This window comes from Pyrococcus horikoshii OT3 (assembly GCF_000011105.1).
In the GTDB taxonomy this organism is placed as follows: Archaea; Methanobacteriota_B; Thermococci; order Thermococcales; family Thermococcaceae; genus Pyrococcus; species Pyrococcus horikoshii.
This window is the reverse complement of record NC_000961.1, coordinates 707,376-727,279: the sequence shown is the minus strand read 5'-3', so window position 1 is coordinate 727,279 and position 19,904 is coordinate 707,376. Positions and strand designations below refer to the sequence as shown.

Here is a 19,904-nt window from a genome sequence, read left to right as displayed (position 1 = left end):
TAAGGTAAGATTCTACAATTACATCACCACAATGATAGAGTTGGGCTTCCGATGATACCAGACAGGGGTAATTTGTGCTCATATTTGATGCTCTTGGGTTCTAAAGAGCAAGCATACTTGAGCAGACATTCCTTTTGAAGTACCTAAAGTCCATCTATGTTATTAGGCTAGGTATGCTCAAGCAAGACAAATATATACATTCCCCCACTTAGAAATCTGGTGAAGTACATGCCATTTCCCCCATTTCATAGCAAACCATGCGATAGGGTTGTTGAGGTTGAGAATGCAGAGAAAGCTATTAAACTTGTTAGGAATGCTCTTCCGCTCTTTAGGGTGGGAAAACCACTAATAAAGCCTGATGGAGTTGATGTTCCAATTCTATACTTGAATTTTGCTATTGATAGACTTCACTATGATCCCAAAAAGGAGAGGCCCCTCCCCAAAGGCTGTCCTAGAAGTTCAAGAGCGGGAGAAGTTGGAGAGATTGAAGAGAAAGTGGAAAAAATTCTGGAGGAAGCCAAAATTCTCCCAGCGGCAGAGTTCAGAGAACCTGAAAATTGCTGGATCGTGCCAGTAGCGTGGAAAAGCTTTATAATTCTTCACATCCGTGTCTCCGCAGATGGAAAAGAAATTATACCTGATTATAGACTAACAGAGGAGATAAGGCGCCATGGATTATGAAGGAATTAGAGACTTTGTAAAGAAAGAGTGGTTCCTCTTTACTCTTATTTTTCTTTACTTAATCCTCCTTTTAAGAGATAATTCTCTCCTCCAGAGAACACCTGGTTTGATAGACTGGAGAAATATTTCTTTAATAGCCTCTCTAATACTCGTTTCGAGAGGATTAGAACTGTCAGGAATTTTTACACGTCTCTCATCCTATCTTATCTCTGTATCTGGTGGCTCTGGGAGAAGGCTGGCCTTTATTCTCCTTCTAACAATAGCTTTCTCTTCTAGTATTATAATGAACGATACAGCTATGCTTATTTTCATTCCTCTCATAGTTACCATTTCCAAAGTTTCAGAAGAAGATTTAAGTAGTCTCGTAGTTCTCTCAGCAATAGCGGCCAATATTGGCTCAGCGCTAACTCCCATAGGGAATCCACAGAATATCATAATCTGGAATAGTTATGCAATCCCTTTCCATTCTTTCGTTCTGGAAATGTTACCCTTTGTCCTTCTTTGGCTTCTTCTACTACTATTCCTCGCTTATTTAATATTCAATGACAAAATCGAGAGAAAAGAGCTTCCTCCAGTAAATATCAATACCTCTTTCCTCTGGACTTCTATGATTCTCCTTGTAGGAGATATAACCTTTGCGCAAGGAGGAAAGGCACTCTGGACTTTTCCGATTACCTTTGGAGTGTTCCTATTGATCGGGAGGGAAGTTCTCTTTGGCTTTGACTGGGGACTTCTCCTGATGTTTATATTCATTTTTGTAGATTTTGGAGAGATCGCACATATCCTTTCTTCTTCTGGAGTTTCCTTCCCTAATTCTGGTGTCAAGCTCTTCCTGACCTCTGCCTTTCTAAGTCAGCTAGTCAGCAACGTGCCAGCGACGATTCTCCTTCTCAATGAAGGAAAGGATTGGATATCTTTAGCGGCTGGCGTCAACATCGGAGGAACTGGTCTAATAGTAGGTTCGCTAGCAAATCTCATTGCGATTAGAATAGGAGAGGTAGAAACAGGAAAGTTTCATCGTTATTCTGTTCCATACTTCCTGTTAACACTTATTTTATCTATTTTCATTTTGCATCTCTCTATTTCAGGATCCTAAATTGGGAGGGTTAAAACAAAAAGCTTAATTTGAGGTAAGGTAATTCCTTCCGGTGAAAACCAAATGGAAGAAAGAAAACACCTAAAGTGTCCGCTCTGTGGAGGAACTAAGTTTAGAATTGAAGAGGGAAAGCTTGATAGTAAATGGGGCTTCACGGCCCATAAGGTTAAAATAGTAATTTGCGAAAATTGTGGATATGTAATGCTATTTTATAAAGGAAGAACGATATGGGACTTTGACTAGGGGGGATGAAGATGGAGGAACCTTACTACGTGGTCGTAAAGATAAGATCCAAGAAGGACGATGAGAACGTTAAAAAGGCTCTAATTGTGTACTTGGGGCACTACGATAGTGTCAATAGTCCTGTTCTAAATGACTTTAAGACAATGTTAAAGATTGAGAATAAGATTGAGGATATAATGAGAACGGTTGAAGAGCTTCAGGGAATTAACGGGCAAGAAAAGCTTACAATAGACCAGATATCAAGACTGATTAAACTTAGAGATTTGATAAGGGAACTTGAGGAAATTGGAGAAGAAATGGGTAACTTTACAATATTCTTCGTTCTCAGGATTTATGGTTTCATAAAAACCTTGACGCTAAACTTTACAGAGGAATACGATTGGTCTTGGGAGGTGTTCCCAAGCAGTGAATGGGATAATGTAATTGATTCATTAAATGAGGAGGAGTATGAAGTGCTTATATGGTGATTTTTTTACTTTTTTAGGGGAAACAAACAATGAACGAGAATGAGAGTTTTGTCAGGGTTTTTGATAAAGAGTTAATAGCTCTCAGTAACGCCCCTCATAGAGGAGGGCTAACTCGAGCAAGGGGTTTCTTTTTCATGAAAGTTGATAAAGACTATTCTGGGGACTATAAGAAGGATTGCCTAGAATTCGAGAGAAACATGGGATTGAAGAATTTTGTCGGCTTTATGACAGCAGTTGATGTAGGGAAGGTACTCTCAATTAAAAAGGTTTGGAGGGTTGAAGCCTATGTAACTGCGGGAATATCGAATCCAGCCATAGCTGGAGATTACCCTGACAAATGGAAGATGGGAACGATAAACATAGCTTTAGTTATAGATAAAGGGCTGACCGTTGGGGCAATGGTTAACGCTGTGATGACGGCCACCGAAGCAAAAACTTATACTTTGCTAAGACTTGGCTACAATGCGACTGGGACAACAAGCGATGGAATTGGAATATTTGCAAGAGAGGGAGAAGTTGAATGGTCTGGAACTGCAACAAAGCTAGGGATCAGCATTGGAAAGGCCGTTAGGAGTGCACTAGAGGAAAGCATAAAAAAGTGGGAGATAATTAAGAATGCAGAAAGTTAGGGAGATCTTAGCATGTCATAGTGGAGAGATAAGGGAAGCTAATCCGCTTTATATACCTCCCTTCCTCTCCCAAATACAATTTCAATTTTGGAGGTTGGCTTTATTGGATGATCTGAGGATATGACTATATCTGCGTCTTTTCCTGGCTCAAGACTCCCTACAAATCTATCAATCCCTAGAGCTTTAGCTGGGTTTATTGTGATCAGCTTCAGAGCATCATCTAGTGATAAACCATTTCTAGCAACTACAGCAGCTAATAAGCGTAAGTGCTTCTCGGGTAATACTGGATGATCTGTCATTATTGAGACGTTGACCCCTTTTTTGAAGAGTAATACTGGCGCTTTATCATCTACGTACCTAAAGAAGGATGCGATTCTAGTTATCATAGGTGGTCCATATATAACTGGGATGCCCTCCCTGCTGAGCATATCAGCTACAAGTTGACTTCCAAAGGCATGGTCTATAGTTGCATTTAAGTTGAATTCCTTAATTATCCTGATAGCTGCATATATCTCATCTGGAGATGTTGAAAGGTGTATTTTAACTTGGATCTCCCTTTTCAAAGCCCTTGCAAGTAACCTCAACATTTCAATTTCTTCTTCATCTATGTTGTCAGTCTTAATTTTTCCTTCCATAAACTCTCTCGCGCGCTTAAACCAGGTTCTCATGAGTGCTACAGTTCCCATTCTAGTGGTTGGATATGGATATTTACTCTTATATTCCCTGGGTCTCTTTGGACCTAAAGCCATCTTTATAAAGGCTTCAGGTTTAATAATTTTCTCAAATCCCTCTTCATAAGTTTTTGCCAGGAGTCCAATTCCCCCCATAACGTTAGCGCTCCCTGGGCCCGTAGCAACCGTTGTTACTCCCCCAGCTATTGCCTCTTTAAAGGCTTCATCGTATGGATCGAAACCATCCACTGCTCTTAAGTGCGGAGCTATGGGGCTGTAAAAATCGTTTGCTTCTTGGAATTCCCATTCAAGACCATCTGGGATCATGCCAATATGACTGTGAGCATCAACAAATCCTGGAGAAATATACTTTCCGGGAGCCTCTATAATTTCCGCATCTTCTGGGATTGTGACTTCTTCTTTTTTGCCAACGGCAACTATCTTTCCCGATTCTTCATCAAATAGAAGAACCCCATTTTTAATTGGGGGACTAGAAACTGGCAGAATAATTCCTCCAACTAGGGCTTTCATATTAATCACCTCTCATAAACTACCTCTCCATCTATTATCGTGTACATAACCTTGCTCTCAGGGTTTAACGGATCACCATCAAACAGGACTATATCTGCGTCTTTTCCTGGCTCAAGACTCCCTACAAATCTATCAATCCCAAGTATTTTTGCAGGATTAATTGTTATGCTCTTAAGGGCTTCCTCATAGGGTAAACCTTCCCCAACGCAAGCTGCGGCAACTAAAGTTAGGTACTGAATCGGAAGTGCTGGATGATCCGTTGTGAGGGCGAACATCATGCCTGAATTGTAAAGTTGAAAAGCCAGTTTTGAGGAGAGTTCCCTTAATTCAACGCCTCTCCTTGGAAATATCACGGGACCCAGGATTACAGGTATCCCATTCTCTTTCAAAACATCTGAAATCTTGTAGGCTTCTGTTCCATGCTCTATGATTATGTTTTTAATATCAAATTCCTTTAGTAACCGGATTATCGAAAGCATATCCCTAGAAAGATGAGCATGAACTCTTGCGACGGTTTCATTCTTTAATAGAGTCGCAAGAGCTTCAAGCTTTGGATCATATTGCTTATCCTCTTTTTCGAGGTATTCTTTCGCTTTGTGCAGTATCATTCTTATCATGGCAAATATTCCCATCCTCGTAGTCGGAGTTAATTTGAGTTCTTCAAGGAACTTCCTCACATGACCTCCTACCGCTATCTTTATCCCGGCTTCTTCTTTTATTATCCTACCATTTGTTTTTAGAATTGCTGATTGACCGGGCATAATAGTTGTTTTCTCGTAGCTGGCCCAGGAGAGGGGAGCGCCTGGTTCCACTGATACTGTTGTAACACCACCCGCTATTGCATCCTTGAACCCTGGATCGAATATATCAAGGCCATCAATTACCTTAAAATGAGGTGTTATTGGGTCGGACTTTTCGGTACCATGATCCCCATACTCCCATTCTAAGGAATAAACTCCAAGATGAGTGTGTGGATCTATTAGGCCGGGTAAAGCTATAAGTCCTTCTCCATCAACCACTGTTTTTCCCTCTAGTGGCGGGAGCTCCTGGGTTACGTCAACTATCTTTCCGTCCTTTACTATGATATTCGCTTTTTCAACTACCCCAATATTGCTCATTGTGTAGGCCTTAACTCCTTTTATTACGAGCATTTAATCACCTCCTAATAAAGCCAACAAGCAACGTAGTGATCCTTTTTAACTTCAACAAGAGGAGGTTCTTCTTTTTTGCATTTCTCAAATGCATATGGGCACCTTGGGAAAAATCTACAATATCCAGTCTCAAAAACTGGCTTAGGTTCTCCTTTTACCTTTGGTTCTTTTAGTGAGGCATCTGGATCTATTGGGAGGTTTGCCTCAAGTAATGCCTGAGTATATGGGTGCAAGGGATTCTTAAGAACTTCCTTACTTTCTCCGATCTCGACTATTTTGCCTAAGTACATAACGGCTATCCTGTCAGCTATGTAATAAGCTGATGGTAAGTCGTGGGTTATAAAGAGCCAACTTGTGTGAAGCTCTTTTCTGAGCTTTTTTATCAAATTCAGTATTCCAGAACGAAGGGAGGCATCCAACATTGAAGTTGGTTCATCCGCAACTATAAATTCAGGCTCAAGTGCAATGGCCCTAGCTATAGAGGCCCTCTGAAGTTGCCCTCCACTAAGTTCATGCGGATATCTCATTAGGAAGTCTTCGGGTGGAGTTAAGCCCACATCTTCAAAATATTGCATTGCCAATGTTAGGGCTTCTTCCTTGTTAAGAGCTAGCTTATGAGTATATAGCGGCTCTGCAATGTTCTCAAATAGCGTTAACCTTGGATCAAAAGACGTATAAGGGTTCTGGAAGACCATTTGAACACTTTTTCTGTACTCTTTTAACTTCTTTCCTCTCAATTTATAAATATCCTGACCCTTGAATAAAACAGTTCCAGACGTTGGTTCCAGTAGGCGAACTAGTAGCTTTCCAAGGGTTGATTTCCCGCATCCTGACTCACCAACAAGCCCTAGTATCTCGTTCTTTTTGATTTCAAAACTAACATTATCAACGGCCCTTATTGAGATCTTTTTCCCAAGAATTGAACTGGTAACTGGAAATAACTTCGTTAGATTCTTTACCTCGATTAACGTATCTGACGTCATAAAGAATTCACCTCCTTATTAAAGGACGTTGCATAATGACAAGCAGAGAAATGCCCCTCTTCAATTTCCACAAGTTTTGGTTCTTCTTTTCTACAGAGATCTGTAGCGTATGGACACCTTGGATGGAATACACAGCCAGATGGAGGGTTACGTAAGTCTGGAGGCGAACCTGGAATTTCATAGAGCTTTTCTTTTCCCATTTCAGGATAGGATCTAAGGAGTAAATAGGTGTAGGGATGGTGGGAGTTCTTAAATACTCTCTTTATGTCCCCATACTCCAGGACTTTACCCGCATAAAGGACAAGAACATCCGTACTAAGGGCTGCAACCACAGAAACATCGTGAGTTATTAAAAGTAGAGTTATACCCAGATCTTTTTGAATTTCCTTTAACCTATTTAGGATCTGGTACTGAGTAACAACATCAAGCCCCGTCGTTGGCTCATCTGCAATGACTATCTCTGGATCAGCTAAAAGTGCCATTCCAATAGCAACTCTCTGTCTTTGCCCTCCGCTGAGCTCATGTGGATACTTCTTGAGAACACTCTCGTCTATATTGGCAATTCTTAGTTTTTCCTTTATTATTTCTAAAAGCTCATTCCTTGATTTGTTTGGGAAGCATTTCCTTGCAACGTCTAAAAGTTGATCTTGAATCCTATGAACTGGACTAAACGCGTTCATAGAATTTTGGAATATCATTGAAATTTTTTTCCATCTAAATTCCCTCCTAAACACTTCCTCATCTATCTCTAAAAGATCACTTCCCTCGAACATTATTTTCCCACTTTCTATTCTTGCATTTTCTGGAAGCGTTCTAAGAATTGTATGACCAAGAGTGGATTTTCCACTACCTGACTCACCGATTATTCCAACTATGGAACCCTTTTTAACACTAAATGAGACGTTAGAAAGTGCATGAACTGTTCCATATCTTGTCTTATATTTAACAGTTAAACCTTCGATCTCAAGAATTGAGTTCATTTAACTCACCCCAATCGCTCTTCTAAGCTTTGGATTAAGTAAAGTTAAGAGCCCATCTCCAAGCAGGTTCAAAGCTAACACCGTTAGAACCAGGAATACTCCTGGGAATATAGGTACCCACCAGTAAGTAGTGATGTATATCTGCCCCTCATATATCATTTTCCCCCAGCTCACTACGTTTGGATCTCCAAGCCCTATGAAGCTAAGTCCAGCTTCGGTAATTATGGCCCCCGCCATTTGGAGGAAAGTATTTGCTATTATCGGCTGTATTCCATTTGGTATTATATGCCTAAGAACTATCCTCAGGTCACTCACGCCGGCAACTCTAAGGGCTTGAATAAATTCTCTTTCCTTTAATGAAAGGGCTTGAGCCCTCATAAGCCTTGCATTTGAGGGCCAAATTAATAGGCCAAGGACTATCATAATGTTAAGCAAGCTACTTCCAAAAATTGAAACCACAAGGAGAGCTAGGAAAAATCCTGGTATTACCAGGAATATTTCAGTTATCCTACTTAGGATGTCATCTATCGTTCCCCCATAGTAACCCGCAACCCCTCCGACTAGAACTCCTATTATAGCCGATAAACCCGCCGCTACTAAACCCACCAATAGGGAAGTCCTTGTCCCCCATAGAACCCTACTAAAGATATCTCTACCGAGGTTATCTGTTCCCATCGGGTGATCCTTTGAGGGTGGCAAAAAGGGCTGAAAATCAGTGGATTGTGGATCTGGTAATGGGAGTAATGGCGTTATTAACGCTATAACTACTAATACTAACAGCAGAATTAACCCTATGAGACCTGTTTTTGTATATTTAATCTCAGACAATGCTCTAAAAACTTTATTCACCATTTTTATCCCTCCTAATACCTTATCCTAGGATCGAGAACCGCATACAATAGATCTGTGATGAATATCGCAACGGCTACACTAACTGCAATCACTAGATAAATTCCCATTATCAAAGGATAATCCCTTGCAAATGCAGCATCTAGCAATAGTCTTCCCATTCCTGGCCATCCAAAAACTATTTCAACTAGGGCAGCACCAGAAAACGCATAACCGAGCCTAAGACCTAGAATGGTAACTGGAGGTAAGATGGCGTTTCTGAATATGTATTTATTGAAAATGTGCTTCTTTGAAAACCCTACCGCATCAAAGGTTTTCACATAATCCTCTGTAGACTGTTCAATTATGGCTCCCCTAGTAATCCTAAAGTATGCTGGAATCTGAATTAGCATGAGCGTCGTAACTGGGAGGACCATATGTTTTAATATATCAAATGCCTTATCCCAAGAGCTTGAGTAAACGGCCCTAATATTAGTCATTCCCGCTATTGGCAAAATTCCAAGTTTAACTCCAAATACTAAGATTAAAAGCAGGCCAAGCCAAAATGAAGGCATTGAGTAAAATATCAAAGTTATTATAGAGAGCGATACATCAAGCTTACCTCCAGGCTTCCTCGCTGCTATTCTTGCAAGCCATACTCCAACTAGAAATGCCAAAATTATACTTGGAACTGTGAGAAGTAGGGTTTTTCCAATTCTCTCCATTATAAGTTTTGAAACTGGTTCAAGATATCTATAAGAATATCCTAAATCCCCATGCAGGAGGTTTTTCATGTATATCAAGAATCTAATGTGAATAGGTTTATCTAATCCCCATCGGGCTTCTATTGCCTTAATATATTCCTCTGTACTATACTCTCCAGCCATGAGTTGAGCGGGATTACCAGGAGCGGCATTTATTATTATAAAATTTAAGAACAAGACGAAGAATATTACCAGGATGAGTTGAATACTCCTCTTTATAATATAAACCTTCATTGATCCCATTCTCTCACCTCCAACAAAGAAAAGGGGAATAAAAATAAAAATCAAGAAGAAAATCTACGTTTCAATCTAAAGACTACTGGAATTATGATCAAGCTGAGGATACTTGCCGGTCCACAGACTCCCTTCTCTTTAGTGGCTGTTTGAGTTGGCGACGCACTCGAGATGGAAGTTTTTGTCTCTGAAGTAGGTTTATTAGTAGTTTCTTCTATCGGCTTTCCTTTCTCCCACCATACCATAGCATAACTTCCAATTCCGACTTTCCCTACTGCTTCGTCTTCCCAGGGCATTCCATGGAATTCACTTCTCCATACTGAAATTGCCACAAGATCCACGAGAGGTAAATACGGAAGATCCTTAGCGAGAATCTCCTGAGCTTTCCAGTATAGCTCCTTTCTCTTTTCTGTATCTGTGGTCTTAGCAGCTTCTTCGAGGAGTTTGTCAAACTCTGTATTGTTATATCCAGCAAAATTTATATATGCCGTTGATTTAAATCTTATTTCCATGTTTGCAGGGTCAGGACCCTGGAATCCATCTACGAGGGCTAAATCGAAGTCTCTTTCTTTAACAACTTTTTGTTCCCATGTTGCTATCTCGTAACTTTCAAGCTTAACCTTCAATCCTACCTTTGCTAGTTGCTCCTTGATTAAAGTACATATGGCATTTGTATCGCTTCCAGTAAAGTAAAGCAGTCTAAGTTCAAGAGGCTTTCCATCAGGAGTTTCCCTAAACCCATCTCCGTTGATATCTTTAAATCCTGCCTCATCTAATAATTGTTTTGCCTTCTCTGGATTATATTCAGGTAATTTAGCGTTTGGATTATAGGCCCACTTAATTGCAGGTACATATGTTCCCTCTGCTGGGTAACCGAGTCCATTCTCAGCTTTTTCTACTAGCTCTTTTCTATTTATTGCATATGCTATTGCCAGTCTAACCCTTACATCTTGGAGATATGGGCGTTTGAGGTTAAACCCTAGATACCACCTGCTAGGAACTGGCCTTATCGAGACAGATACACCAGGAGTGGACTTCAATCTTGGAATTTCGGTTAGAGGAGGTCTTTGACCAAGGACGTCTCCTTCACCAGCTAAGAAAGCCTGCAATGCTGCGGAAGCGTCAGGTATTATCTTGTAAATGATCTTGTCAATTCCCGGTCTTCCCCTGAAGTAATTTTCGTTAGCGACTAGTGTTATGTGATCTCCCTTTACCCACTCAACGAACTTGAAGGGCCCACATCCAATGGGCTTGTTTAAGTAGGGGTTCTTTGGATCTAACCAGTCACTATATTTCTCATAAATGTGCTTTGGTAGTATAAACGTTCCATACCATGCTAGGAATGACAAGAATGGTGCAAAGGGCTCCTTTAGATAAAAGCGCACTGTATAGTTGTCAACTACCTCGATTTTCTCTATGTTATCGGCATGGATTATTCCATAGGCGATCCCCTTGTACTTTTTTATGGCCTCAAAAGTCCATTTTACATCTTCAGCTGTCACCGGAACGCCATCATGCCATGTTGCATTTGGGTTAAGATAGAATGTATAAACCTTGCCGTCGTCACTAATTTCCCATTTATAAGCGAGATCTGGAATTACGTTGTAGTCCCTATCTAAGGTCACGAGCTTACAGAATATCTGATTCGCTATTCCATATCCTGCATCGTCTACCTGTGCATCTGGATTGAAGCTCTTTGGATCGCCCCAATAAAGAACTATTAGTGTTCCTCCGATTCTTTTGACACCTGGAAATACCTTCACTTCTGAGGCCTTGGCAATTCCTAATTGGCTAACTACTAAAACGAGAAAGAGTGTTATTACAAACAAACTTCTCTTTTTCATCTAAGATTACCCCCAATTTTAAATCTTAAAACTATGTACGTCGAAGCGTATATTTAATTTTTATGGATCGGAATTTGGCATTGAAGATCATAGATTCTCAAGATTGCATTAGTGATATGTTAAAATTTAACCCTATATTTTTGAATAAATTTGTCGAATTGAAAGTCCAAAACTTCAATTTCTCCAATTAAATGATATAGTAATATTTTTATCTTCAAGCTTAGCATATAGTTTCCCCTTAAGATACCAATTAATTCTATCTGTTGCTTCTAATTCTCCCCATATTGCCTTTAACGTTCCATATCTCATTTTAACTACAAGATCGAGATATTCAACGCTTTCACCCGGGATTACGATAGATTTTGTTATATTTTCCTTCGAGATCATCACTCCATCATCACAATATAATGCGTATTCAATTCCCGTAATTGTAATTGGAGTAGGATTAGGGTTGTAAATCTTGAGGGTTACAACAAGAGAAGAGTTTACGAGTCCCCCTATCTGGATCTTCATGCTCGAAACACTAACTTTGGGTACAATTATCATGTTCTCGCTTAGGAAGAAGCTGATGGATAATACAATAACAATACCTACTACTATTACCCAGGATTTCAATCTCATGATTTTTAGGTTATCTCTAGAGAATTTAAGCTTATGGTAACCTATTTAAGGGCGAACAAAGCTATTAAACAGGGGGTGAAACTAGGTGGGAAGAGGAGCTAGAATTGGAATTGCAATAGTATTGCTGCTTACTCTTCTAGTTGCTCCAGTAGTAAGAATCGAAATGCATGGTAAGATCATTGAAGTAGGATACGGTCCAGTATCCTTTGCTACGGGAACTTACCTTCTAGGAACTATTATAGGTAAACAAAGATTAGTTTCAAGCGATCTCATCTCCATGTTAGAGGAATTCGATAGGAGCGGAGAACTACCAATGGAAGTGAACTTACTATCTCTCCTAATGGCAACCATCGTTGGGCTAATATTTGCAGTCCCAATAGGGGCAATTCTTGCCCTATTTTCAAGGTCAGGGTTTGCATTAGCTCTCATTGGAAGTATATTCCTGTTTTTAATTTTAATGGGAGCAAAAACGATTGTACCAGACTATGGTATATTCCTGATAATGATCCTTTCGATCATAGGATTAGTTCTAGGAAGGCCTTAACCTTTTATTTTAACCCTTAGCTCAACATGTGTTTCATTGTTAATCTTTAAAAGCCTTACAAGGCCATTCTTTTCAAGCCTCTTTAGAATCCTCCAAGTTGTAGTTCTCGGGATGCCTAAATCGTTCCTTATATCCGCCTGTCTTACTCTCCCACCTTGCTCCAGTATATAAAGCAAAACATCCTGCTCTTCCTTGTTTAAATTATACTTTCTAGCTAGATCATCTAGTGTGACCCCTCTACTAAATAAAATTCGAATTTTACTTCCATAAGCGCCTAAAATAAGACCAAGAGCGAATGACGTCAAGGTTAAAATTCCTTCTAAGGTTAAATCTACATTATTACCAGTGGAACTGGAGGTGGCAATGTGGGGGGTTATATATTCTATATACTGTTCTCCCTTGGGCATGATTACAGCATTATCCCTTATGGAAATAGGGATCCCCGAGAGACCAACTATTACCGCATCGTTTGGTAAGACAACTTCTTTAGTATCATTGAAAGGGAGAATAACTTTCCATGTCTTTCCATGCTTTTCAGTTAACTCGGGGGTTATGTAAGTAACTTCAAGGGTTCCATCGCCACTTGAGTAAACTACTATTTTATTCTCCCCCAGGATGAAAGGGATCTCTTTTCCATTTAACGTTACGCTTAAGTTCGAAAATTCATAGAATGGAAGGGAAATAGAAACGTTTTCCCCTTTAGTAACGTTAATCTTGACTGAAACTTTAACATATCCATCCGGAAATACAGTTAGCTTAACATTTTCAGCATATGCAAAGCTTGCAAAAAGCGTCAAAAGGAGCAAGGCAATGATCCTTCTCATTTCTCATCACGAACTATCTCATTTCCCTGGGGAAGGATTATTAGCTCCCTCCCTTCCACTAGCATTTGTGCAACTTTCTTTCGAGCTGAAGTTAAGGCCCTCCAAACTGTTCCCCTAGAAATACCCATTCTTCTCCCGGCTTCTTCCTGGGTTAATCCTTCATAGTCAACTAGCCTAAGGGCTTCAAATTCTTCATAGGTCATTATTATTGGAGGTTTTGGAGGCCCCACTGATGGGATTGCTGGATAGAAGTGTCTAACTTGAGGGGGAAATCTTATCATCCTCATCTTCCTTCTTCTTCCCCTTCCTCTTCCCCATCCGAATGGCATGGTTATCAAACTTAACTTTACCCTAACGTTTTATATGCTTTATTTGATAATGGGAAGTGGTGACTGGGATGTTCTCGCTCGGTAGGACATACCTCTTTAGGGTGCCTGAGGGGGAGGAGTTGCTAACCTACATCAAAAACTTCTGCAAGAAGGAAGGTATAGAAACGGCCATCATAAATGGAATTGGGACACTCAAGAACCCTAAAATAGGATATTTCTTAGAGGAAAAGAAGGAATATAAGGTGATACCCCTTAAAGGAAGTTATGAACTGATATCCCTAATCGGGAACGTAAGCCTTAAGGATGGGGAACCTTTTGTACATGCCCACGTCTCATTAGGGAACGAGGAGGGAATAGTATTCGGAGGCCATCTAGTTGAAGGAGAAGTGTTTGTCGCGGAAATTTTCCTTCAGGAACTAAAGGGAGAAAAGATCGAGAGAAAGCCCACTAAATATGGTCTAGCACTTTGGGAAGAATTAAAACTTTAGAATTTCCTTATTTTTATAACTTTGTCTATTAAGGATTATTTTTTGATTTAAAGCGTTAAGAAATCTTTTTAAGAGTTGAGCTAGGGAAATAATGATAAGAGGGAACCGAAATGAAGGCGATTTATAGGGGAATGTGCCCCAACTGTAGAGGGGCAATAACTGATGAGAGACTTTCGAATAAAAATCCCTGTGAAGGTTGTCTTAGTGAGCCTATTCTATCTGAGGATTATAATGAGTTGATCGTTGCCGTTAGAAATGCCCTAAAGCTTAGAGGCACCTTGAAGGACTGGGAGGAGCTTTATAGATTAAATAAGGAAGTTAGTGAGATAGAGGAGTTATTTGAAAAGTCAACTGGATTTAAGTTCTGGAGCGCTCAGAGGACTTGGGTAAAGAGGATCATAAGGGGAAAAAGCTTCTCAATAATAGCTCCAACAGGAATGGGAAAAAGTACATTTGGGGCTTTTATTTCGATTTATTTTGCGACGAAAGGAAAAAAGAGCTACATAGTTGTTCCAACAACTCCTTTAGTAATTCAAACCGTTAAAAAAATAGAGAGCATGCTTGAAAAAGCAAACGTTTCCGTGAGGCTTGTATACTATCACGGGAACTTAAGGAAGAAAGAAAAGGAGGAAGCCCTAGAAAAGATAAGGAATGGAGATTTTGACATATTAATTACATCAAGCCAATTCTTGGCAACTAGATTCAAAGAGTTACTTAAAGACAAGAAGTTCGATTTAATCTTCGTTGATGACGTTGATGCATTCTTAAAAGCGAGTAAGAATATAGACAGATCTTTAATAATGCTTGGATTCAGTGAGGAGATAATAGGTAGGGCATGGGAAGTTATAAAGCTAAAGAAACAACTTGCAAAACTCCTTCAAAATGAGAAAAAGAACGAAGAGGAAATAGAGAAACTTAACAAAGAGATAGAAAAGATAGAGGATGAAATCGAGGAGTACAAAAGGAGGAATAAGATAGGGATCCTAATCGTAGCTTCAGCAACTGGTAGCGCAAAGGGAGATAGGATTAAACTTTACAGGGAACTCCTGGGATTTGAAGTTGGAAGTGGGAGGAGCGTTCTTAGGAACATAGTCGATACTTATTTGCTACCTGAAAAACCCATTGAGGAGCACGTTGTCGAACTGCTTAGGAAGCTTGGAAAGGGAGGATTAATCTTCGTTCCAATAGATAAGGGAATTGAGTATGCCGAGGAATTAACGGACTATCTTAAATCTCAGGGATTTAAAGTGGAGCTAGTGTCTGCTAAAAACAAGAAAGGCCTAGAGCTATTTGAAAAAGGTGAGATTGACTATTTAGTTGGAGTTGCCACTTATTACGGAACCCTTGTTAGGGGGCTTGATCTACCTCACCTCATCAGGTTTGCTATATTTACAGGAGTTCCAAAGTTCAGATTCTCTATGGATCTCGAGCAACCGACAATATACAGGGTTCTCGGTTTAATGAGCGAAATACTTGAGTTTTTACCTGAGGAGAAAAAGAGCGAAGGAGAAAAACTCTACGCTAGGCTGAGAAGGCTTATAAGGAATATTCCTCAGTACGAATTAATGAAAATAGAGGAAGCTCTGGCAGAAGGACTCGAGCTTGAAGGGTTTCACAATCACGTACTTGAGGTCTTTAAGCAATCCGTTGAGTTCTTGAGGGAAGTCCTCAAGGATGAAGAAGTCATAAAAAAGATCGCTGAGAATCCATTTTTAAGCTTAAAAGAGATAGAAGGGAAGCTTTACATTGAGATACCAGATGTAAGGACATACATCCAGGCCAGCGGTAGAACTTCCAGGCTATTTGCTGGGGGAATAACGAAGGGGCTTAGCGTGATTATAGTTGACGATCAGAAAGTTTTCAACGGTTTAATAAGGCAGATGCGCTGGCGCTTTGTCGAATTTGATATTAAGAAATTTGAGGAGGTAAACCTCAAAGAAGTTCTTAAGGAGATCGACAGGGATAGAGAGAAGGTTAAGCTCGTAATTGAGGGGAAGATAAGCGAGCAGGTAAAAGATCTAGTTAAATCAGCCCTTATGATAGTGGAGAGCCCCAATAAGGCTAGAACGATTGCAAGCTTCTTTGGGCAACCGAGCAAGAGAAAAATTGGAGATCTAACGGCATATGAAGTTAGCATAGGTGACAAGATGCTAACTATTTTAGCGAGCGGTGGGCACATGTTCGATCTGGTGACCAATGAAGGCTACCATGGAGTCTTAATACTGAAGAACAATGGAAAGCCGTACTTCGTCCCAGTTTATGACACTATAAAGAGGTGTAGGGATTGCGGTCACCAGTTCGTGGACTGGGAACAGAAAGGGGTTTGTCCAAGGTGCGGCAGCAGAAACGTTCATGATGCTTTAGAGAACGTTAAAGCAATGAGAGAACTAGCCCTCGAAGTTGATGAGATACTTATAGGAACGGATCCAGATACAGAGGGAGAAAAAATAGCCTGGGATATAAGGAACGTGCTAGCTCCATACGCTCCTAACATAAAGAGGATAGAGTTCCATGAAGTTACGAGACCAGCGATACTCAGAGCGATAAGGGAAGCCAGGGATATAAATGAAGACAGGGTAAATGCCCAGCTAGTAAGGAGGATCGAAGATAGGTGGATAGGGTTTGAATTAAGCCAGAAACTATGGGAAGTCTTTGAGAATAGGAACCTTTCAGCTGGAAGGGTTCAAACGCCAGTTCTAGGTTGGATAGTTCAGAGATATAAAGAATTCACCGAAAGCGAAACTGACTTCCTTGGAATAATACTTGAGAACGGAATAAACGTGACAATAGAGAATGCGAAAGGTGAAGTTAGGGAAGTAGAAGTTAAAGACGTAATAATAGAGGAGAAGGATGTAAATCCCCTTCCTCCCTATACAACCGATACCATGTTGCAGGATGCCTCTAGATTCCTGGGATTCTCAGCAACTAAGACTATGCAACTAGCCCAGGATCTGTTTGAGGCCGGTCTCTGTGTAACTCCCGATACACTCGTCAGCCTTTCTGATGGTAGGATTATAGAGATAAGAGAAGCGGTTGAAAACTCTGAGGAAAGTTTACTTGGTATAAACGGTCTCAAGCCGAAAGAGGCAAAGGCCCTTAAGTTCTGGGAGATAGATTGGGATGGTCCAATAAAAGTCATTAAACTGAAGAATGGACATGAAATTAAAGCAACCCCCGATCACGGACTTCTCGTAATGAGGGATGGCAAAATTGGATGGGTTTCCGCTAAGAACATCAGAGAGGGAGACTACGTCGCCTTTATCTATAATCTCGGCCACCGTGGTGGGAAGAAATATACCCTACCTCAACTTCTGAAGGAGCTCGGAATAAGTGAGTATGAGAATTCCTCCTCCCAGGAATTGAATAATCGTGAACAAGAGATGGACTCAAAGCAAATATCAATCGAGCTAGACGAGAGGTTCTGGTATATCTTCGGTGTAATCCTTGGGAAAGGAACCCTGAAAGGTGATAAAGTCGTAATATTCCAGAAGGATGTCAAACCAGTTATTGAAGAAGCCCTCCCCTTTGTTCGTATCTTTGAGTCTGCAGATCATATTGGCTTCTCACATCTGATCCTAGCCGAAGTCTTCAGGAGACTGGGTGTTGGAGAGGGGAAGCTCCATTCGCTGGTGTTTGGGTTACGCGAGGAGTATATCAATGCAATGATTGCGGGCTATTTTGATGCGAGTGGAACATTCTTAAGGAGAGCAGTATTGACATCAAAGAGAGGCGACATCCTTAGGATGCTTAGCGTTTATCTGTACCAGATTGGAATAGTTAACAACCTTAGAAGGGATGAACACGCGGGAGTTTGGGAGTTGATAATAAGTGACCTAGAGAAGTTTAGGGAGAAGATTTATCCATACCTAAGGATTAAAAAGTCCCAATTTGATAAAGTCTACTCGATATCGAAGAATGAGGGAGATTTCCTACCCGTTGCTTCCATCTTCAGAAAGCTAAAGTTTAGGGATGGCTTTAAGAACAGAATTTTAGACGAGGAAATTCCAAGGGATGAAGTTGCTAAAGTCCTTGAATACGCTGAAGATAGCCCTGAAAAGGAGTTTCTCAACTCTCTAGTTGAAGCGAGGGTTACCTGGGTTAGAGTAGAGAAAATTGAAGAGAGGCACTATACAGGAAAGCTCTACGACTTTACGACGACCACGGAGAACTTCATCTCGAATGGAATTGTTTCCCACAACTGCACTTACCATAGAACCGACAGCATACACGTGAGTAATACGGGAATAGAGGTAGCAAAGGAATACATAACCCAGGAAATTGGGGAGGAATACTTTACCCCAAGGAAGTGGGGTGAAGAAGGAGCTCACGAGGCGATAAGACCTACGAGGCCGATAGATACGGGAAGGTTGATACAGCTCATAAGGGATGGGATAATAACTATACCCAAGAACCTAACTAGGGATCACTTCAGGCTGTATGATTTAATATTTAGAAGGTTCATGGCAAGCCAGATGAAGCCTGCAAAGATACTTTATGAGAAAGCTATTATTTCAACACCATTTAAGGATGTAGAGGTTGAAGGCTACATAGATGTGCTTTACGATGGTTGGTCCAAGATAAAGTCCCTTCCGCTTAGACAGATACCCAAACTTGAGAAGGGTCAGAGACTAAGGGTTAAAGAGGTAAAACAGTGGAGGGCTCCCAAGGTCTCCCTCTACACTCAGGGAGATGTGATAGCGCTTATGAAGGAGAGGGGAATAGGAAGGCCATCAACGTATGCAAAAATAGTTCAAACCCTACTCCAGAGGGGATACGTCATAGAGACGAAGGGGAAGAAGAAGCTCGTTCCAACTGAGAAGGGGATAAAGGTATACCAGTATTTAATTACCAAATATAAGGATCTTGTTAGTGAGGAGAGGACGAGACAACTCGAGAAAATCATGGATATGGTGGAAGAAGCCAAGGCCGATTATCAAGATGTTCTAAATGAGCTTTATGAGGAGATTAAAAGATACGTAAGGTAAGATCTTCTCCTCTTTATTTTTGTACCTTTTAGTATATGGAAAATCTTATTAAGGAAGTAATGAATATGCATTATGATGCAATTTTAGTATAAATGGACCAAGTATTTACTCAGAACATTAGATAAAGTTATAACTTTAATTCAATTATGGGAAAAGTTTATATAACAAGAGATCTTTCATTATATTGACAAGTCCTTGACGGTGGTAAAAATGAGCAAAGAAAGAATGGTAGAACTATTACAGGAACACTTTGAATTAAACTTATATGAGGCAAGAGCATATGTTGCCTTGGTAGCATTTGGAGTACTTACCCCTGCTGAGTTGGCAAGTGTTTCCGAAGTGCCAGCTCCAAGAACTTACGATGTGCTTAGGAGCCTAGAGAAGAAAGGATTTGCAATGAACCAACCAGGTAAGACGAACAAGTACAGGCCAGTTCACCCGGCTAACGTTCTTGAGAAGTTCATACAAGACTGGCAGGAGAGAGTTAAAGAAGAATTAGAAGCCAAGAAGAAGGCTAAGGAAGAACTACTAGAGCTTATGGCCCCACTTATCGAGACCGAAGTTCCGAAGTATGGAGTTGAGAGGGTATGGGTAGTAAGGGGAATTAAGAACTCAACGCTGAAAACGAAGGAGATGCTGGAAGAAGTCCAGAGGGAAATTCTATTAGCTGACGATGGATTTATCGCCATAAACCTCGAGGATGATATCATAAAAGCTGTCGACAGGGGAGTAAAGACAAGGATAATTTTAACGAAGAACTTACTAGCTAGAATAAAGACGTCAAAGATCGTCCAGTACGCAAAAGAAGGAAAGCTCGAGCTGAAGGTTTTGGACAAATTTGACCTTCCAATGCTAGTCTGCGATGAGGAAGTGTTCTTCGCCCTGGAAGACTTAGCGGCCAGATACTTCAACTACGAGACCCAAGTCTGGATCAAGGATCACAGGGTTGTTGACTTGTTCAAGAAGAGGTTTGAGGAGTACTGGGAGAAGGCAGAAAATGCCTGATCTCTT

The 19,904-nt window shown here is 40.5% G+C and carries 19 protein-coding genes; 9 read left to right on the top strand and 10 right to left on the bottom strand.

Annotation, left to right across the window (positions count from 1 at the left end):
* The first annotated feature begins 228 nt into the window (after window positions 1–228).
* The 5 genes from PH_RS03850 (at window position 229) to PH_RS03830 (ending at window position 3,116) form a co-directional block, all read left to right on the top strand.
* Window positions 229–681 carry a hypothetical protein gene (locus PH_RS03850; RefSeq protein WP_048053225.1) on the top strand — a complete coding sequence of 151 codons (453 nt, stop codon included), beginning with the start codon at window positions 229–231 and terminating at the stop codon, window positions 679–681.
* Complete coding sequence (locus PH_RS03845) at window positions 671–1,777, top strand: anion transporter (RefSeq protein ID WP_010884911.1); 1,107 nt, start codon at window positions 671–673, stop codon at window positions 1,775–1,777. Before PH_RS03850 ends, PH_RS03845 begins: the two co-directional genes overlap by 11 nt.
* A 63-nt stretch (window positions 1,778–1,840) precedes the next feature.
* Complete coding sequence (locus tag PH_RS03840; RefSeq protein WP_010884910.1) at window positions 1,841–2,020, top strand: hypothetical protein; 180 nt, start codon at window positions 1,841–1,843, stop codon at window positions 2,018–2,020.
* A gap of 5 nt (window positions 2,021–2,025) precedes the next feature.
* Window positions 2,026–2,487 (top strand): hypothetical protein, encoded by a 462-nt coding sequence (locus tag PH_RS03835; protein WP_010884909.1) that lies wholly within the window; start codon window positions 2,026–2,028, stop codon window positions 2,485–2,487.
* A gap of 29 nt (window positions 2,488–2,516) precedes the next feature.
* Window positions 2,517–3,116 (top strand): adenosylcobinamide amidohydrolase, encoded by a 600-nt coding sequence (locus PH_RS03830; RefSeq protein ID WP_010884908.1) that lies wholly within the window; start codon window positions 2,517–2,519, stop codon window positions 3,114–3,116.
* 38 nt (window positions 3,117–3,154) lie between these two features.
* On the opposite strand, the gene PH_RS03825 is transcribed toward PH_RS03830, so the two are convergent.
* The 8 genes from PH_RS03825 to PH_RS03790 all read right to left on the bottom strand — a co-directional run bounded on the left by PH_RS03825 (window position 3,155) and on the right by PH_RS03790 (window position 11,723).
* Entirely contained in the window at window positions 3,155–4,318 is a 1,164-nt protein-coding gene (locus PH_RS03825) for an amidohydrolase (RefSeq protein WP_048053223.1), read from the bottom strand.
* Window positions 4,319–4,323: 5 nt separating this feature from the next.
* Window positions 4,324–5,469: an amidohydrolase gene (locus PH_RS03820; RefSeq protein ID WP_010884906.1), complete on the bottom strand. Its 1,146-nt coding sequence runs from the start codon at window positions 5,467–5,469 to the stop codon at window positions 4,324–4,326.
* A gap of 11 nt (window positions 5,470–5,480) precedes the next feature.
* Window positions 5,481–6,452 carry an ABC transporter ATP-binding protein gene (locus PH_RS03815; RefSeq protein WP_010884905.1) on the bottom strand — a complete coding sequence of 324 codons (972 nt, stop codon included), beginning with the start codon at window positions 6,450–6,452 and terminating at the stop codon, window positions 5,481–5,483.
* Window positions 6,449–7,432: an ABC transporter ATP-binding protein gene (locus tag PH_RS03810; protein ID WP_010884904.1), complete on the bottom strand. Its 984-nt coding sequence runs from the start codon at window positions 7,430–7,432 to the stop codon at window positions 6,449–6,451. Before PH_RS03810 ends, PH_RS03815 begins: the two co-directional genes overlap by 4 nt.
* The gene (locus PH_RS03805) at window positions 7,433–8,284 is read right to left on the bottom strand and encodes an ABC transporter permease (RefSeq protein WP_010884903.1); all 852 of its coding nucleotides are present in this window, start codon (window positions 8,282–8,284) and stop codon (window positions 7,433–7,435) included.
* Between the two features lie 11 nt (window positions 8,285–8,295).
* Window positions 8,296–9,267 (bottom strand): ABC transporter permease, encoded by a 972-nt coding sequence (locus tag PH_RS03800; protein WP_010884902.1) that lies wholly within the window; start codon window positions 9,265–9,267, stop codon window positions 8,296–8,298.
* 41 nt (window positions 9,268–9,308) lie between these two features.
* A complete protein-coding gene (locus PH_RS03795; RefSeq protein WP_010884901.1) occupies window positions 9,309–11,102 on the bottom strand; it encodes an ABC transporter substrate-binding protein in 1,794 nt (597 codons plus the stop codon).
* A 174-nt stretch (window positions 11,103–11,276) separates the two neighbouring features.
* On the bottom strand, window positions 11,277–11,723 hold the full coding sequence (locus PH_RS03790; protein WP_010884900.1) for an LEA type 2 family protein: 447 nt from the start codon (window positions 11,721–11,723) through the stop codon (window positions 11,277–11,279).
* Between the two features lie 85 nt (window positions 11,724–11,808).
* Here PH_RS03790 and PH_RS03785 point away from each other — a divergent pair, with 85 nt between their 5' ends.
* Complete coding sequence (locus PH_RS03785; protein ID WP_010884899.1) at window positions 11,809–12,267, top strand: hypothetical protein; 459 nt, start codon at window positions 11,809–11,811, stop codon at window positions 12,265–12,267.
* Here the strand turns inward: PH_RS03785 and PH_RS03780 are convergent.
* Both PH_RS03780 and PH_RS03775 read right to left on the bottom strand, forming a co-directional pair.
* Window positions 12,264–13,091 (bottom strand): helix-turn-helix transcriptional regulator, encoded by an 828-nt coding sequence (locus PH_RS03780; protein WP_010884898.1) that lies wholly within the window; start codon window positions 13,089–13,091, stop codon window positions 12,264–12,266. The genes PH_RS03785 and PH_RS03780 overlap by 4 nt on opposite strands.
* Complete coding sequence (locus PH_RS03775) at window positions 13,088–13,420, bottom strand: DUF134 domain-containing protein (protein WP_010884897.1); 333 nt, start codon at window positions 13,418–13,420, stop codon at window positions 13,088–13,090. Before PH_RS03775 ends, PH_RS03780 begins: the two co-directional genes overlap by 4 nt.
* A 68-nt stretch (window positions 13,421–13,488) precedes the next feature.
* Here PH_RS03775 and PH_RS03770 point away from each other — a divergent pair, with 68 nt between their 5' ends.
* The 3 genes from PH_RS03770 to trmBL2 all read left to right on the top strand — a co-directional run bounded on the left by PH_RS03770 (window position 13,489) and on the right by trmBL2 (window position 19,898).
* Window positions 13,489–13,908, top strand: coding sequence for a PPC domain-containing DNA-binding protein (locus PH_RS03770; RefSeq protein ID WP_048053222.1), 420 nt, complete (start codon window positions 13,489–13,491; stop codon window positions 13,906–13,908).
* Between the two features lie 110 nt (window positions 13,909–14,018).
* The gene (gene rgy / locus PH_RS03765; protein WP_010884895.1) at window positions 14,019–18,893 is read left to right on the top strand and encodes a reverse gyrase; all 4,875 of its coding nucleotides are present in this window, start codon (window positions 14,019–14,021) and stop codon (window positions 18,891–18,893) included.
* Window positions 18,894–19,103: 210 nt separating this feature from the next.
* Window positions 19,104–19,898, top strand: coding sequence for an HTH-type transcriptional regulator TrmBL2 (gene trmBL2 / locus PH_RS03760; RefSeq protein WP_048053221.1), 795 nt, complete (start codon window positions 19,104–19,106; stop codon window positions 19,896–19,898).
* The last annotated feature ends 6 nt before the right edge of the window (window positions 19,899–19,904 follow it).